At 65.4% G+C, this 15108-nt stretch carries 16 protein-coding genes; 11 read left to right on the top strand and 5 right to left on the bottom strand.

Annotation, left to right across the window (positions count from 1 at the left end; translation table 11 throughout):
• Positions 1-7 precede the first annotated feature (7 nt).
• The 7 genes from QO207_RS22245 to QO207_RS22215 all read left to right on the top strand — a co-directional run bounded on the left by QO207_RS22245 (position 8) and on the right by QO207_RS22215 (position 5134).
• On the top strand, positions 8-1021 hold the full coding sequence (locus QO207_RS22245) for a fimbrial protein (RefSeq protein WP_301534464.1): 1014 nt from the start codon (positions 8-10) through the stop codon (positions 1019-1021).
• Positions 1022-1227: 206 nt separating this feature from the next.
• Positions 1228-1596 (top strand): YciI family protein, encoded by a 369-nt coding sequence (locus QO207_RS22240; RefSeq protein ID WP_301534463.1) that lies wholly within the window; start codon positions 1228-1230, stop codon positions 1594-1596.
• An 87-nt stretch (positions 1597-1683) separates the two neighbouring features.
• Positions 1684-2214: an SRPBCC family protein gene (locus tag QO207_RS22235; RefSeq protein WP_301534462.1), complete on the top strand. Its 531-nt coding sequence runs from the start codon at positions 1684-1686 to the stop codon at positions 2212-2214.
• Positions 2215-2243: 29 nt separating this feature from the next.
• Positions 2244-2396 carry a hypothetical protein gene (locus QO207_RS22230; protein ID WP_167523265.1) on the top strand — a complete coding sequence of 51 codons (153 nt, stop codon included), beginning with the start codon at positions 2244-2246 and terminating at the stop codon, positions 2394-2396.
• Positions 2393-3175 (top strand): DUF899 domain-containing protein, encoded by a 783-nt coding sequence (locus tag QO207_RS22225; protein ID WP_301534461.1) that lies wholly within the window; start codon positions 2393-2395, stop codon positions 3173-3175. The genes QO207_RS22230 and QO207_RS22225 overlap by 4 nt, the downstream gene beginning before the upstream one ends.
• Positions 3176-3202: 27 nt before the next feature.
• Complete coding sequence (locus QO207_RS22220) at positions 3203-3643, top strand: nuclear transport factor 2 family protein (RefSeq protein ID WP_301534460.1); 441 nt, start codon at positions 3203-3205, stop codon at positions 3641-3643.
• Positions 3644-3880: 237 nt separating this feature from the next.
• Positions 3881-5134 (top strand): RNA polymerase sigma factor, encoded by a 1254-nt coding sequence (locus tag QO207_RS22215; RefSeq protein ID WP_301534459.1) that lies wholly within the window; start codon positions 3881-3883, stop codon positions 5132-5134.
• 237 nt (positions 5135-5371) lie between these two features.
• Here QO207_RS22215 and QO207_RS22210 read toward each other — a convergent pair whose 3' ends face one another.
• From QO207_RS22210 to QO207_RS22190, 5 genes are all read right to left on the bottom strand, one after another.
• Positions 5372-6145, bottom strand: coding sequence for an SDR family NAD(P)-dependent oxidoreductase (locus tag QO207_RS22210; protein WP_301534458.1), 774 nt, complete (start codon positions 6143-6145; stop codon positions 5372-5374).
• Positions 6146-6540: 395 nt separating this feature from the next.
• The gene (locus tag QO207_RS22205) at positions 6541-7344 is read right to left on the bottom strand and encodes a gamma-glutamyl-gamma-aminobutyrate hydrolase family protein (protein ID WP_301534457.1); all 804 of its coding nucleotides are present in this window, start codon (positions 7342-7344) and stop codon (positions 6541-6543) included.
• A 384-nt stretch (positions 7345-7728) separates the two neighbouring features.
• On the bottom strand, positions 7729-9399 hold the full coding sequence (locus QO207_RS22200; RefSeq protein ID WP_301534456.1) for a sensor domain-containing diguanylate cyclase: 1671 nt from the start codon (positions 9397-9399) through the stop codon (positions 7729-7731).
• Positions 9400-9591: 192 nt separating this feature from the next.
• Positions 9592-9936 carry a hypothetical protein gene (locus tag QO207_RS22195; RefSeq protein ID WP_301534455.1) on the bottom strand — a complete coding sequence of 115 codons (345 nt, stop codon included), beginning with the start codon at positions 9934-9936 and terminating at the stop codon, positions 9592-9594.
• A gap of 392 nt (positions 9937-10328) precedes the next feature.
• The gene (locus QO207_RS22190; protein WP_301534454.1) at positions 10329-11657 is read right to left on the bottom strand and encodes an OprD family porin; all 1329 of its coding nucleotides are present in this window, start codon (positions 11655-11657) and stop codon (positions 10329-10331) included.
• Positions 11658-12107: 450 nt separating this feature from the next.
• Between QO207_RS22190 and QO207_RS22185 the strand changes: the two genes are divergently transcribed.
• The 4 genes from QO207_RS22185 (at position 12108) to QO207_RS22170 (ending at position 15099) form a co-directional block, all read left to right on the top strand.
• The gene (locus tag QO207_RS22185) at positions 12108-12485 is read left to right on the top strand and encodes a RidA family protein (RefSeq protein WP_301534453.1); all 378 of its coding nucleotides are present in this window, start codon (positions 12108-12110) and stop codon (positions 12483-12485) included.
• Positions 12486-12880: 395 nt separating this feature from the next.
• Positions 12881-13426, top strand: coding sequence for a hypothetical protein (locus QO207_RS22180; RefSeq protein WP_301534452.1), 546 nt, complete (start codon positions 12881-12883; stop codon positions 13424-13426).
• A 61-nt stretch (positions 13427-13487) separates the two neighbouring features.
• On the top strand, positions 13488-14333 hold the full coding sequence (locus QO207_RS22175) for a DUF692 domain-containing protein (RefSeq protein ID WP_301534451.1): 846 nt from the start codon (positions 13488-13490) through the stop codon (positions 14331-14333).
• Positions 14326-15099: a DUF2063 domain-containing protein gene (locus QO207_RS22170; protein WP_301534450.1), complete on the top strand. Its 774-nt coding sequence runs from the start codon at positions 14326-14328 to the stop codon at positions 15097-15099. The genes QO207_RS22175 and QO207_RS22170 overlap by 8 nt, the downstream gene beginning before the upstream one ends.
• The last annotated feature ends 9 nt before the right edge of the window (positions 15100-15108 follow it).

Here is a 15108-nt window from a genome sequence, read left to right as displayed (position 1 = left end):
GGCTCCCATGCGAATCCTGATCCTTCTCCTCGCCCTGTTCTGCGCGCCCTCGGCGCTGGCGGCGATCTGCACCTTCCAGGCCGGCAGCGCCAGCGTGATGGGCACCATCGCCTTGCCGGCGAGCGTGAGCATCCCGCGCAACGCCAGCAATGGCTCGGTCCTGTGGGACAGCGGCTGGAAGAACTTCACCGGTGCCACGGTCAATTGCACCGCCACGGGCAACGTCAAGGGCGGCCTCGCCGCCAGCATTGGCGAGGCCGTGCCGGGGCACAGCAGCAACGGCTTCTCCTCGGTGTTCAAGACCAACGTGCCGGGTATCGGTGTGTCGGTGTTCTGGTGCAACCAGACCACCGCCAACTGCAACCCGAACCGCACCCTGATCACTCCGCTACCCAGCCTGAACTGGGATGTCCAGCCCGTGCGCTACGCACTGGCCACCAACTGGCGGGTGATCCTGGTGAAGACTGACGACATCGATGCCAGCGCGGGCGCGGTGAGCCTTCCCGGCCTGTCGTACGTCTCCTATGCGGACCTGGGCATCAGCACGCTGATGATCACCGGCTCCTCGCAGGTGTCGGGCCTGGGCTGCGAGGTGAATGCCGATAGCCGCAACATCGATGTGCAGCTGCCGACCATCTACACAAGCGATTTCGAGGACTCGCCCATCCCGCAGCGCAACGACAAGGCCAAGGCGTTCAAGATCAACCTGCTGTGCGACAGCGGGGTGAAGGTCAACTACCAGGTCGATGGCACGCTGGCCTCCGGGGCCTCCAACGTGCTCGCCAACGCCAGCGGAACCGGCATGGCGACCGGCGTCGGCGTCACCCTGTTCATGGGCGACCTGAGCAGCGTCACGCGCCTGCCACTGGCGAGCAAGTTCCTCCACACCACCACCACCAGCGGCAACCAGGCGGTGAGCATCCCGCTGACCGCGCGTTATTACCGCACCGCCGCCACACCGGCAGCGATGACCGCGGGGCTGGTCTCCACCACGGCGACCTTCACGCTGACCTACGAATGAGCCGCGGGGCCGCAATGGCCCCTGCTGCCGCTACCTCCCCGACGAGCGGCTGACAGCCGCTTGCCAGACGCTCCGGCCATACGCTGGAGCAGTCTTTCTCCGCACTCTCTCCGCACTCTGCGAAAAATTTCGCCCCGTCCTGTCGATTTCCCCGCAGCCGCTTCGACTATGAGGTAACTGCAAGCGCACTGCGTGGGGAGAAGGCCATGAAGTACCTCTGTCTGATCTATGTGGATGACCAGCGTCTGTCGAGCCTGACCGGGGCCGAATACCGGCGCCTGATGGACGAGTGCTTCGCCAACGACGAGCACCAGCGCCGCGCCGGCCGGGTGTTGGCGTCCGAGGCGCTGGAGACGGTGGAAACCGCCACCACCCTGCGTCATGGCCCGGCGGGCCTGTCGATCACCGACGGGCCCTTCGCCGAGACCCGTGAGTACCTGGGCGGCTTCGTGCTGATCGACGCCCGCGACCTCAACGAGGCCTTGCAGATCGCCCAGCGGATTCCCAGTGGCCGCCTGGGTGCCGTGGAAGTCCGCCCGGTGCGCGACTGGGACCGTTACTTCGCCGGGCGCTGAGGCCCGAGTCTTCAAGAGCTCTTTATTTCAAGAGCTCTTTATTTCAAGAGCTCTTTTTTCAAGAGAGAGCAACGTCAGGAGGATGTGATGCTGAAGTGGATTGGCTTGGTGGTGGTAGTGGCCGTAGTGATCGTTCTGGTGCTGGCGGCGAACCGCCCGGGCACCTTCCGCGTGGAGCGCACGCTGCGCATCCAGGCGCCGCCGGAGAAGGTCCAGGGCTACATCGAGGACTTCCACCTGTGGCCGCAATGGTCGCCCTTCGAGAAGCTCGACCCAGCCATGCAGCGCACCTTCTCCGGTGCCGAGAAGGGCCGCGGCGCGCAGTACGCCTGGGAAGGCAACGGCAAGGCCGGGGCCGGGCACATGGAAATCCTCGAAAGCGACCCCGGCAGCCGGGTGACCATCGCCCTGGACTTCCTCAAGCCGTTCAAGGCCAGCAACACCGCCGAGTTCACCCTGGTGCCGCGCGACGGCGGCACCGAGGTGACCTGGGCGATGTTCGGCCCGGTGCCCTTCGTGGCGAAGATCATGCACCTGTTCATCGACGTGGACAGCATGGTCGGCAAGGACTTCGAGGCGGGCCTGGCCAACCTCAAGGCACTCGCCGAAAAGGGCTGATGCAACCTGCAACCCGAAGGAGGTGAGCCATGTGCCCTCTGTGCGTATCGACCCTGACGCTGGCGGTTACCAGCGTCCTTTCCGCCGGCGGCGTCAGTGCCTTCGCCGTCACCCGCCTGCGCGGCAAGCGCCGCGCCCGGCCCAACGAGCAACGGGAACGCCCCCAGGAGCGTGCGACATGAAACTGGCTAACCAGGACTTTCCTCGAGTGGTCTCCCAGGCCGCCTGGCGGCAGGCACGCATCCGCCTGCTGGAACAGGAGAAGGCCGCCACCAAGGCCCGCGACGCACTCAACGCCCAACGCCGCGAGCTGCCGGTGGTGCGCATCGACAAGGACTACCGCTTCGAAGGCCCGCACGGCCCGCTGCGCCTGCTCGATCTGTTCGAGGGCCGGCCGCAGTTGATCGTCTACCACTTCATGTTCCACCGCGACACCGGGCTGGGCTGCGAGGGCTGCTCCTACCTGATCGACAACCTCGGCCGGCTGGAGCACCTGCATGCGCGCGGCACCAGCTTTGCCATGGTGTCCCGCGCGCCGCTGGAGGAGATCGCGCCATTCCGCGCGCGCATGGGCTGGCAGTTCCCCTGGTACTCGTCGTTCGGCAGCGACTTCAACTACGACTTCCACGTCAGCGTCGACGAGACTGTTGCCCCGGTGGAATACAACTATCGTGACCAGGCAGAGCTGGAACGCCTTGGCCAGGACTACCACGTGCGCGGCGAGCAGCCGGGCATGAGCGTATTCCTGCGCGACGGCGACCAGATCTTCCACAGCTACTCGACCTACGGTCGCGGGTTGGAGGCGCCGCTGTTCACCTACCATCTGCTGGACCTCACTCCTCTGGGGCGCGGCGAAGGCTGGGGCGGCATGCCCGATTACCAGGGCAAGGGCATGAACTGGACGCGCTTCCACGACGACTACCACGACGCCGCCAAGCCGCACAGCTGCTGCGGCTCCTGATCCGACCCTCTCAAGGAGAAAATCCCGATGACTGCTGCCCAGAACAACGCCACCCACAGCGAACTGCACGCGCTGCTGGAAAGCTGGCTGAAGTCCGTGCGCGCCTCCGACGTGGATGGCATCACCCGCCACTACACCCGTGACATCCTCGCCTTCGATGCGGTGAAGCAACTGCAGTTCAAGGGCGTCGAGGCCTACGCCAGCCACTGGCGTGACTGCACGCAGATGTGCAAGGAGCCCACCTTCGAGATGCACGAGCTGAGCTTCGAGGGCGGCGGCGAGACCGCCTTCGGGCATTACCTCGCCTACTGCGGCGGCACCGACGACCAGGGCCAGCACAATGCTTCCTGGGTGCGCGTCAGCGTCGGCCTGCGCCGTGAGGCGGAGCAGTGGAAGATCGCCCACGAGCACTTCTCGATTCCCTTCGATCCGGCGACGGGGCAGCTTCTGTTCGATGCCAAGCCCTAACCTCGACCTCTGCACGAAACCTGGCCGGGGCCTCGACTTGTAGGAGCGAGCTTGCTCGCGAACCGCCTGATGCCATGGGACCCGGCGAGGTTCGCGAGCAAGCTCGCTCCTACAAGGGCCCTGCCCAATGAAATACCCCGCAACGATCCCCCGTCGCATCCGTCCGACCACCTCCCACCCCGGCGCGAATCCGTGCAGGATAGGCAGACCCATTCCTCGCCAAGGATCACCGGCCCCATGCACGAGTACGCCGACCAGCCCCTGCGTGACGTGGTGGACGCCATCTACCGCCGCGAATCGCGCCGTGTGCTGGCCACGCTGATCCGCCTGCTGGGCGATTTCGACCTGGCCGAGGAAGCCCTGCACGAAGCCTTTGCCGCCGCCGTGGACCAGTGGCGGCGCGACGGCGTGCCGACCAGCCCGCGCGCCTGGCTGGTCTCCGCCGGGCGCTTCAAGGCCATCGACGGCCTGCGCCGGCGTTCGCGCTTCGATGCCTCGCTGACGCAGATCGCCGAGCAGCTGGAGATCGACGCGCAATCGGTGGAGGAGTTGGCCGACGAAAGCGTCGAGGACGACCGCCTGCGACTGATCTTCACCTGCTGTCACCCGGCGTTGCCGGCAGACTCGCAGGTACCGCTGACCCTGCGCGAAGTCTGCGACCTGAAGACCGAGGAGATCGCCCGCGCCTACCTGGCCACGCCCTCGACCATCGCCCAGCGCATCGTCCGCGCCAAGGCGAAGATCCGCGACGCGCAGATTCCCTACCAGGTGCCCGAAGCCGCCGAGCTGCCCGAGCGCCTGGCCAGCGTGCTGCGGGTCATCTACCTGGTGTTCAACGAGGGCTATTCGGCTTCGGCCGGCGACTCGCTGACCCGCACCGACCTGTCCGCCGAAGCCATCCGCCTGGGCCGGCAACTGCTCGAACTGCTACCCGAATCCGAAGTGATGGGCCTGCTGGCGCTGATGCTGCTGCACGAGTCTCGGCGCGAGGCGCGCACCGCCGAAGACGGCGAACTGGTGCTGCTGGAAAACCAGGACCGCTCGCGCTGGAACCGCGCGCTGATCGACGAGGGCCAGCAACTGATCACTGCCGCACTCGCCACCCGCCGCGTCGGTCCCTACACCCTGCAGGCGGCGATCTCCGCCGTGCATGCCGCGGCTGCCGACATGGCCAGCACCGACTGGGCGGAGATCGTCGGCCTCTACGACCTGCTGCTGGCCATGCAGCCCTCGCCGGTGATCGAGCTCAACCGCGCCGTGGCCCTGGCCATGCGCGACGGCCCGGAAGCAGGGCTCGCCCAGGTGGACGCCATCCTCGCCCGCGGCGAGCTGAGCGACTACCACCTCGCCCACGCCGCCCGCGCCGACTTCTGCCGCCGCCTGGGGCTGCGCGAGGACGCCCGCGAAGCCTATGAACGTGCCCTGGAACTGGCAAAGCTGGAGCCGGAACGGCGCTTCCTCGAACAGCGGCTTCGTGAGCTGGGGGAGTAAGTTACCCGGCAACATCGAGCTGCCGGGCTGTTCGATCCGCTTCCTCTGATAACCGCCCAGGACCGAACCGAGGTCGCGCGATTCTCTCTGGGCTGCCTTCCTGATCTTCCTGCGCTTGGGCCCGGCTTCCTTTGGCGGGCCGGCGGCGCAGGCCTTCCAGCCGCTGCTCAGCGGCCGCCTGCCGCCCTGGGCGTTGGTTCTGCTTGGCGCGCTGGGTGGAGGCCTGGCCGGTTCGTTCTAGAGGCTGCTCACCAGGTGCCCGCCGTCCACCGCGAGCACCGCGCCGGTCATGAAGGCGCCGGCATCGCTGGCCAGCAGCAGGAACGGGCCTTCCAGTTCCGTCAGTTGGCCCAGGCGACGCATCGGCACGGTGTCGCGGATGTACGCCTGGCCCTTGTCACTGTCGAAGTAGGCGTCGTTCATTTCGGTCTTGAAGTAGCCCGGCGCGATGGCGTTGACTCGCACATTGAAGCGCGCCAGTTCCAGCGCCAGGGACTTGCTCAGCTGCACCACGCCGGCCTTCGCCGCGCAGTAATGGCTGTAACCGCCGCCCACGCGTAGGCCGAGGATCGAGGCGATGTTGACGATGCTGCCACCGAGCCGGGCCTTGGCCAGCCGCTGCGCCGCGCACTGGGCAACGCGCCAGACGCCGTCGAGGTTGGTGGAAAGCATGTGGCGCCAGTCTTCCTCGCTGACTTCCAGGGCGCGCTGGCCATTGCCGATGCCGGCATTGTTGAGCACCACGTCTACCACGCCGAACGCTGCCTCGGCGCTGTCGAAGGCGGCCTCGACACTGGCGCGGTCGGTCACGTCCAGCGCCACGGCGTGGGCCTGGCCACCTTCGGCGCGGATCGCATCCGCCAGCTGCGCCAGCCGCTCGGTACGCCTGGCTGCGAGGACCACGCGGGCGCCGGCCTGCGCGGCCACCCGTGCCAGATGCGCGCCGATGCCGCTGGAAGCGCCGGTGACCAGCACGGTCCTGCCGGCCAGGGAGAAGAGATCGTTGCTCATGGCTGCACCTTGTTCATCAAAGCGAGTTCGCTGACCGCCAAGGTTAGCCGGATGTGTCCTCAAGGGCGTGCAGGGTGCGCCATTCGCGCGGCTGATGACGTCGAGGAGTGCCGTCGCAAGGCTTTCCAAAGAGCGGCCTGCCTCAACCTGGTAGTGCGGCGCTCGAGATCGGCCCTCACCCTAGCCCTCTCCCAGGGGGAGAGGGGACCGTTAGGTGTAGGACGAAACCGTGGCGTCAGCCGGCTCGATCCACCCCCTCTCCCTGAGGGAGAGGGTTGGGGTGAGGGGGGAAAACCCAAGCACGGATTCTTGAAGGAAGACGGCTGCTTCTGCAAAGGAGCGGAAACGAAAAAGCCCGGCACAAGGCCGGGCTCTTTCATGACGCGGGAAGCGAATCAGGCAGCCAGTGCGCGGGCCTGCTTCTTCTTCACCTGGGCGCGGCAAGCATCGCCGAACGCCTGGAAGATCTTCACCGAGTCAGGGTTCTTCGCGGCTTGCCACTCCGGGTGCCACTGCACTGCGAAGAGGAAGGGCGAAAGGGTCGGAGCGTGGATCGCCTCGACCAGGCCGTCTTCGGCGTGGGCGATGGCTTCGATGCCCTTGCCCAGGTTCTTCAGGCCCTGGCCGTGCAGCGAGTTGACGCGGATCTCGTCGCCCAGCAGTTTCTGCAACCAGCTGCCCTGGATCGGGCGAACGCCGTGGACCTGGCTGTACTGCACATCGACCGGGTCTTCGGGGTTCTCGCGATGGTCATTGAAGCCGGGCTCGGCATAGACCTTCTGGTAGATATCACCGCCCAGTGCGACGTTGATTTCCTGCATGCCGCGGCACACGCCGAAGATCGGCAGGCCACGGGCAATGGCGGCCTTGATCAACGGGATGTCGAAGTTGTCGCGGTCCTTGTCCTGGCCCTTGCCGGGAGTTTCGTTCTCCTGGCCGTACAGGGACGGATCGATGTTGCTGCCGGCGCCGGTCAGGTACACGCCGTCGGCCATGTCCAGGTACTGCTCGAGGTCTTCGATGCCGCAGCAGGTCGGAACCAGTACCGGCACGCAATCGGACTGTTCAACCAGGGGCACGATGTATTTGTGGGTCATTACCTGATAGTCGTGGCCTTTGCGCTCTTGGCTGCCCATGGACATCAGTACGACGGGTTTACGGAGAGTCTGTTTCTTGTTGCCAATGTTGCTGTTGGACATATGTCACCTTTGGACGAGCTGCAGCCCATCGTTTTTGTGCAGGCGCGCAGCTGAAAGGAGCGCTACCTGAGGCCTCGAGCACTGCCGGGAGCGCACAGAAGGCGATGATTCCCGGTCGAAACCTGCCTACCAGCCTGCCAGAGCCGTTAAATATGTCAAACAAATTCGACAGAGGGCGTCAAAAATAATGGCCGAATTCTTGTCGGACAATTATTTCAACATCTTGTTTTTAAAGGATTTTTTCAAATAACCGAGCGTGCTGAAAAGTCCATTATTTAAAACGCGCAGCGCTAATGGTGAAAAATTCTGCACATTTTTTCATGGCTCTGTTCGGGATCACCCACAGGCGCGCCGGGCGGCGCGCTCTGCCTCGCGGGTTTGCCTTCAGTGGCTCTCGACGCGGTTGCGACCGTTCTGCTTGGCGCGGTACAGGGCGCTGTCGCTGCGCGAGAGGGCAGCCTCGGCGGAGCTGTCGTCGGTCGCCAGCGTGGCCACGCCAATGCTGATGGTCAGCGGGATGCGCTGGCCGCCGTGCATCAGCGGCTGGTCGGCCAGTTGCTGTTGCAGGCGCTGGGCGAAGGTCTCGGCGCTGGCTATATCCGCATCGCCCAGCACCACGGCGAACTCCTCGCCACCCATGCGCCCGGCGAAGTCGATGCGGCGGATGGCGCGCGCGAGGATGCCGGCGAAGTGGCGCAGCGCCTCGTCGCCCACGGCGTGGCCCCAGCGGTCGTTGATCGACTTGAAGTGGTCGATGTCGCACATCAGGATCGCCGCGCTGCGCTCGACATTGCGCTGTACGCGGCCCAGCTCCGCTTCGATCAGTTGCATGAAGTGGCCGCGGTTGGGTAGCTGGGTCAGGTAGTCGGTGGTCGCCAGCAGCTGCAGCTCGGCTTCGATGCGCTTGCGCTCGGTGATGTCGGTGATGAAGCCGTGCCAGATCAGGCTGCCGTCATCCAGGCGCTTGGGATGCGCGTTGCCCTGGCGCCAGAGTACGCCGCGCTCGGGGATCACCACGCGGTATTCGTGGCGCCAGGGCTGCATCTGGGCGGCGGAGTTCTCCAGGGAGGCCAGGCACGTGGCGAGGTCTTCCGGGTGGATGACCTGGCGCAGGAAGCTGGAGTCGTTATGCACCTGTTCCGGGCGCATGCCGTAGATGTCCAGCACGCCGGCGCTGACATAGGGGAAGGTGCCGGTGCCGTCGGGCAGGCGGCGGAACTGGAAGACCATGCCGGGGATTTCATTGGTCAGGTCGGTCAGCAACTGCACGCTGTCACGCAGCTGCTCGGCGGCCAGGCGCAGGGCGGTGATGTCGGTGGTGGTGCCGAGCATGCGCAGGGCGTTGCCGGCGGCATCGCGCTCGACCACCTTGCCGCGGCTGCAGACCCAGATGTAGTGACCGTCCTTGTGCTGCAGGCGGTGCTCCACTTCGTAGGATTCGCTGCGGCCTTCGAAATGCTCACGCATGGTCGCCTGCACGTAGCCCAGGTCGTCGGGGTGCACTCGGGTGTAGGCATCCTCGATGCGCCAGCCGACCTCGTCGTCGCTGTAGCCAAGCAGGGATTTCCAGGCGCTGGAATAGTGGATCTCGCCGCTCTGCACCTGGCGATCCCAGATGCCGGTGCCGCTGCCGGTGACCGCCAGGGTCAGCCGGCGCTCGCTTTCCCGGCGCGGTGCACGCAGGTGTTCCAGCAGGGCTTCGCCCAGCTTGATCACGTCCTGCAGCAGGGCCTGCTGCGTGTCGTCGAGGCGACGCTCGCGGTTGTCGAGCAACAGCAGGCGGGCCTGGGGGAATCCTTCCTCGTCGCGCAGCGTTTCGCTGGCCAGCAGGTGCAGGCTGCGGCCGTGGTGGCGCAGTGGGCTGGTGGCGGCATCGAGGGAGAGGAGGGTGGCCAGCGACAGCGCTTCGGCATCGTCGATGCCGCTCTGGCCGAGCAGATGGCCGCGCAGGTCGACGAGCAGCACGGCGCAATCGCCACCGGCATGGCGGGCCAGACGCAGCAGGCTGTCGTATTGCCCGTACTCCTTTACCCCAGGTTCACTGGAAGTTCGCATCCGATAGCAGCTTCTTCAACGGAGGATGGGCGGGGTTCTCTGGGCTGGCCGCGCGCTCGACATGCGGCAGGCGGACGCAGGTGGCTTTATGAAATCACGGGCAGGTGAGCCGCCACAATCTCCGCCTGCATCGGCGGCGACGAGCGTGCACGGGGAGCCGCCGCCCGGAGTGGGCGGCAGGGTCGATGGCCGTCAGTTGATCAGTTGGTCGATCAGCACGGCATTGGTGTAGATCAGGCTGCCATCGCTGGCCCGATGGCCGACCAGGTGGAACTGGCCGCGGTGCTCGGTGCCGCCCAGGTACACGCGGAACATGCAGTCGGCCAGCGGGCCGTAGCCCTCGGGCATCTGCAGTTCCAGGGTGTTCATGTCGGCATCGACCATCATTTCCTTCTGGTCGTTCTTCTGCAGGTATTCCTCGGCCTGTTCCAGGTGCAGGCGGTCCACGTCGGTGACGTAGAAGCGGATGTCTTCCAGCGGGGTGGGTTTCTGCTCGGCAGTGGTCTTGCACCAGCCTTCCAGAGTCATCGTGCTCATCTGAGGTGCCTCCTTCGCTGCGGGCGGGATCGCCGCGTCGTCGAAGGTTTGGACCGACCGGTTCGACAAATCGATCAGTTTTTGTTCAGAAAGCCTGCGGGGATGAAAACCGCGGAATAAAAAAAGCCGCTCCAGGGGAGCGGCTCGAAGGACGTCGAAGGAGCAATCACAATATCAACGTCAGGAGTTGTCTTCCGCAGGGAAAGTGCGGAAGCGGGAAGATGGGGTGATTCTAGAAAGTTGCAGCAGCGGGATAAACCGTTATTCCGGGAAGAGACTTTCTGCGCGGGCGTAATAATCTCGACTGGGCACGGGGCAAACAGTCAGACGAATCCGAAAGTTGCCCCGGCCAATAAATCAGCCAGAGTGTTGCGCTGAAGAGTTGCGCTGAATTACAGGATCGACAGCGGGTATTCGACGATCAGACGCAGTTCGTTGTTGTCGGCCTCAGTCTGGTCAGAGTTGGCGCGGTGGAAGGCCTGGCGCATGCGCAGGGTCAGGTCCTTCGCCGGGCCTTCCTGGACCACGTACTTGGCTTCCAGGTCGGTCTCGTGGTGGCTGCCGTCTTCGCCGTACATGCCGGCATAGTCGCCATCGGCGTCGGCATGAGTACCGTCGATGCCGGTACCATTCACATAGCGGGCCATGAAGCTCAGGCCCGGTACGCCGTAGGTATCCATCGCCAGGTCGTAGCGCACCTGCCAGGAGCGCTCGCCCGGACCGTTGAAGTCGGAGTACTGCACGGAGTTGGCGAGGAACACCGAGTCACCGGTGGCGCCATCGCCGTCGTCGCCGAAGCCGACGTAGTCGAACGGGGTGTCGCCATGGACTTTCTGGTAGGCCAGGGTGACGGTGTGCGCCTGCAGGAAGGAGTAGGCGGCTGCCAGCGACCAGGTAGTGTTGCTGATCTCGCCGGCCTTGGCCTGGCCTTCGTCGTTGGTGCGGTAGATGTTGAAGTCGAAGGCCAGCGACTGCTCATCGGCGACCGGCAGCACCCAGTTCACGTTGCCGTAGTACTGGCGCCAGATGTCCTTGAACTCGGAGCCGTACAGCGAAACGCTGAGGTTGTCGTTGATCGCGTACTTGCCGCCGAGGAAGTCGACGTCGCTGGTCTCGCGGCCGGCATACGCCGCCCACAGGCCGCCGTCACGGGCGGTGGTGACCGGGCTGGTGCCGGAGGTGAAGTGACCGGCTTCCAGGTCCAGGCCTTCGATTTCGCTGCTGAACAGGTTGAAGCCCGAAGCGGTCTGCGGGATCAGGCGGGTGCCGCCGGCGGCGAACACCGGGGCGGTCGGCTGCATGTCGCCGAATTTCAGCTCGGTCTTGGAGATGCGCACCTTCAGTGCGCCGCCGGCCTTGCCGTAGTCGTCCTGCGGCTTGCCGTCGTTGCCTACCGGCAGGTTGCCGGTGCCCGCGCGGCCACCGCCAGCGTCGAGCTTGATGCCCAGGTAGCCGAAGGCGTCGACGCCGAAGCCGACGGTGCCCTGGGTGTACCCGGAGGAGAAGTTGGCCAGGAAGCCCTGGGTCCAGTCGCGGTTGTCACCAGCGCCGTTCTTGCCGTCGTGGTCGTAGTAGTAGTTGCGCAGCAGCACGTCGAGCTTGGCGTCTTCGACGAAGCCCTTGGCAGCGGCCTGGTCGGTGACGAAGGGCTCGGCGCTGGCGAACTGGCTGGCGGCGGCGGAAACAGCGAGGACGATGGCGCTGCGTTTGAGGTGCTTCATGGATATTGCCCCTAGAGTCTTGGAGGACCGGCTCGATGAGGTGCGTGAGAGCCGGACATTTTTATAGGCAGGCACAATGAATCCGAACATGGATTGACCACGGCGGAAAATCGCAGGAAGTTGCGTTGGCATTGTTGCAGTTAACTGGCTTTGTATTCCCCCACGAATTGCTCCAAGCGTGGGAGAGCCGACGTCATAATGCCGAAAGAGTTCGTCGTTTAAATCACGGATTATGAAAAGGTGTATGTCTAAAATTGTAATAATCCGCACTTTCGTGAAGTTGCCATAACTCATTTTGAAGTTTCATGGATATAGGCAATACGGCCGTATTCGGGAGCTGCGGGCACGGTGACATGGCACGCGGCGTAGCGATGCGGCTAAGCTGCGCGACCCGACCGCCGCACCTCGTGCGACGACGTGCCCCATTCACCGATAGCTGAGATTTGTCCCATGACGCCTACCTTCATCCCCGACGCGGACCCTGAATCGATCTCCTCCGACGTCGCCGGCTTCGGCGGCCTGCTGGTTTCCACGCAGATCCCGACCCTCGAGGACGGCAGCCTGGAACTGGGCGACATCAAGGCCCAGAGCGTGGCGACCCTGCGCAGCCTGCAACTGGCCCTGGAAAAGGCCGGCAGCGGCCTGGACCACGTGCTGCACCTGACCATCTACCTCACCAGCATGGCCGACCGTGCCGCGTTCAACGAGGTGTACTGCAGCTTCTTCGCCAAGCCCTACCCGGTGCGCGCCGCTGTGGGCATCTCCGAGCTGGCGGTCGAAGGCATGAAGGTGGAAGTCACTGCCATCGCGGCCAAGCGCGCGAGCTAAGGCTTCGCCAGCGCGGGCCAATCCCGCGACAGGGCCGCTTTGCGGCCCTTTTCTTTTTCCGGTGCCATGCACGGCGCGCCGGAATACTTTCGCGGACAAGGTCCGCTCCTACGGTCGAGCAGCCCTGCTGCTCTGCGCAGGAGCGAGCTCGCTCGCGAACCGCCCCCGCTCCAGCCCTCCCGAATGTATTCCTTTGTATCCGCCGCTCCCTGAGCGGACACACGCATACAAAAGCCTCCCGACGCCGATACGTCCGCGATACATCACTGCGGCGAAATAGCCCTACCCGAACGACACGGCGCTTCGGCAGGGAAATCCTCCAGCGCTCCGTTCCAGGGATTCGCCCTTGCGGCATGACCCGGCGCAGCCCGCGCCACAGCATCTGGAGAAGCACCATGACCCAACTCTCGAAAAAAGGCCTGCGCTCGAAATCCCAACTCGGTCTGCTCGCGGTTGCCCTGGCTGGAGGCCTCAACCTGGCGTCCTCCGCCTTCGCCGTCGAGGCCCTGCCGCAGGGCTACCAGCTGGCTTCCGCCGCCAAGGCCGGGGAGGGCAAGTGTGGCGAGGGCAAGTGCGGTGCTGCCAACGAAGCCAAGGCCAAGACCAAGGCGACCCAGGGTGAAGGCAAGTGCGGCGAAGGCAAATGCGGTGCCGATGGCGCCCAGGCCAAGGCAACCGGCGCCGAGGGCAAGTGCGGTGAAGGCAAGTGTGGCGACGCCTCCTTTGCCCGCACCGACGCCGACCACGACGGTCGCGTCTCCCGCGCCGAACTGCTGGCCGTGGCGCCCAAGGCCGGTTCCGAGTTCGATGCCATCGACGCCAATCACGACGGCTACCTCTCCGAGGCCGAGGTCTACCAGTTCCGCAAGAACCAGTTCGACGCCAACGGCAAGCCGTTCCCGTCCGACCTGTACAGCAAGCTGAGCCAGGCCAAGAACTGACCGCCGCCGACCACCTCCCCGCGCCTCAGGCCGGGGAGGGCACTTCGCCAAGGAGATCGCCATGACTACCACCGCACCCCTGCAGGGAGCCGGCCTAGGCCTGCGCCGCGCCATGCTGCCCGAGCTGCTGACCATGGACGATGGCGCCGTGGACTTCCTCGAAGTCGCGCCGGACAACTGGATCGGCGTCGGCGGCAGCTACGGCGAAGGTCTGGCGCGCCTGGCCGAACGCTTCCCGCTGTCCTGCCATGGCCTGTCGCTGTCCCTCGGCGGCCCCGAGCCGCTGGACCACGTGTTCCTTGGCCGCGTCCGCGAGTTCCTCGATCAGCACAATGTGCCGCTGTTCAGCGAACACCTGAGCTACTGCTCCGACGAGGGCCACCTCTACGACCTGATTCCCATGCCCTTCACCGACGAGGCCGTGCGCCATATCGCCAGCCGCATCCGTGAAGTGCAGGACGTCCTCGGCCGCCGTATCGCCGTGGAAAACATCTCGTATTACGCCGCGCCCTACCAGGCGCTGAGCGAGATCGACTTCCTCCGGGCGGTGCTCGGCGAGGCTGACTGCGACCTCCTGCTGGACGTCAACAACCTCTACGTCAACGCCCACAACCATGGCTACGACGCCGCCAGCTTCCTGGCCCGTGTACCGGCCGAGCGCGTCGTCTGCCTGCACGTCGCCGGCCACTACGATGAAGCTCCGGACCTGAAGGTCGACACCCATGGCGCCGCCGTGAAGGACGACGTCTGGAACCTGCTGGCCAGCGCCTACCAGCACCTGGGCAGCGTGCCGACCCTGCTGGAGCGCGACTTCAACCTGCCGCCGCTGGCTGAACTGCTTGGCGAGGTGAACTACATCCGCGGACTGCAAACGGCGGTGCGCCAGCCGGAGGTGCGTCATGGCTGAGTCCCTGCGCGAACAGCAGCTGCGCATGACCCGCTACATCCGTGACCCGCAGGCCCATGAGCCGCCGCCCGGCCTCGAAGCGCGGCGCCTGGCGGTGTACCGGCAACTGTTCTTCGGCAACCTGCAATCCCTGCTGGCTGGCAACTTCCCGGTGCTGCACGCCAGCCTGCCGCGCGAACGGTGGCAGGCACTGACCGAGGACTTTTACGCCAGCTTCCGCTGCCAGACGCCGCTGTTCACCGAAGTCGCCGGCGAGTTCGTCGAATACCTCGAAGGCCTCGCTGAGCAGCCTGGCTGGATCGTCGAACTGGCGCACTACGAATTCATCGAGACCGCGCTGCTGCTCAGCGACAGCGCCGAGCCGGCCCATGATCCGGACGGCGACCTGCTCGACGGTGTGCCGCTGCTGTCCGCTCTCGCTGCGCCGCTGGCGTATGCCTGGCCGGTGAGCCATATCGGCCCCGGTCACATCCCGCAGCAGGCGCCAGCCGAACCGACGCTGCTGCTGGCGCGCCGGGATACCGACCTGAAGGTGTACTTCTCGCGCCTGGCGCCGCTGGCCCATGCTCTGCTGGTGTCGCTGCAACAGTGGCAGCTCACCGGTCGCCAACACCTCAAGGCGCTGGCGGAAATCGCCGGCGTCGAACTGGCTGCCATCGAAGGGCAGGGCATCGCCCTGCTGAGCAGCCTGAAGGAACAGGGCGTGGTGCTCGGCACCCGCCCGAACTGCACCACTCCACGTCGCCCCCCATTGCATCGCCCCTAAAGGAGAAGC

It is taken from the genome of Pseudomonas sp. CAN1, from assembly GCF_030462585.1.
Taxonomy (GTDB): domain Bacteria; phylum Pseudomonadota; class Gammaproteobacteria; order Pseudomonadales; family Pseudomonadaceae; genus Pseudomonas.
Note: the sequence above shows the minus strand (reverse complement) of the source record. Positions and strands in the feature narration are given on the sequence as shown.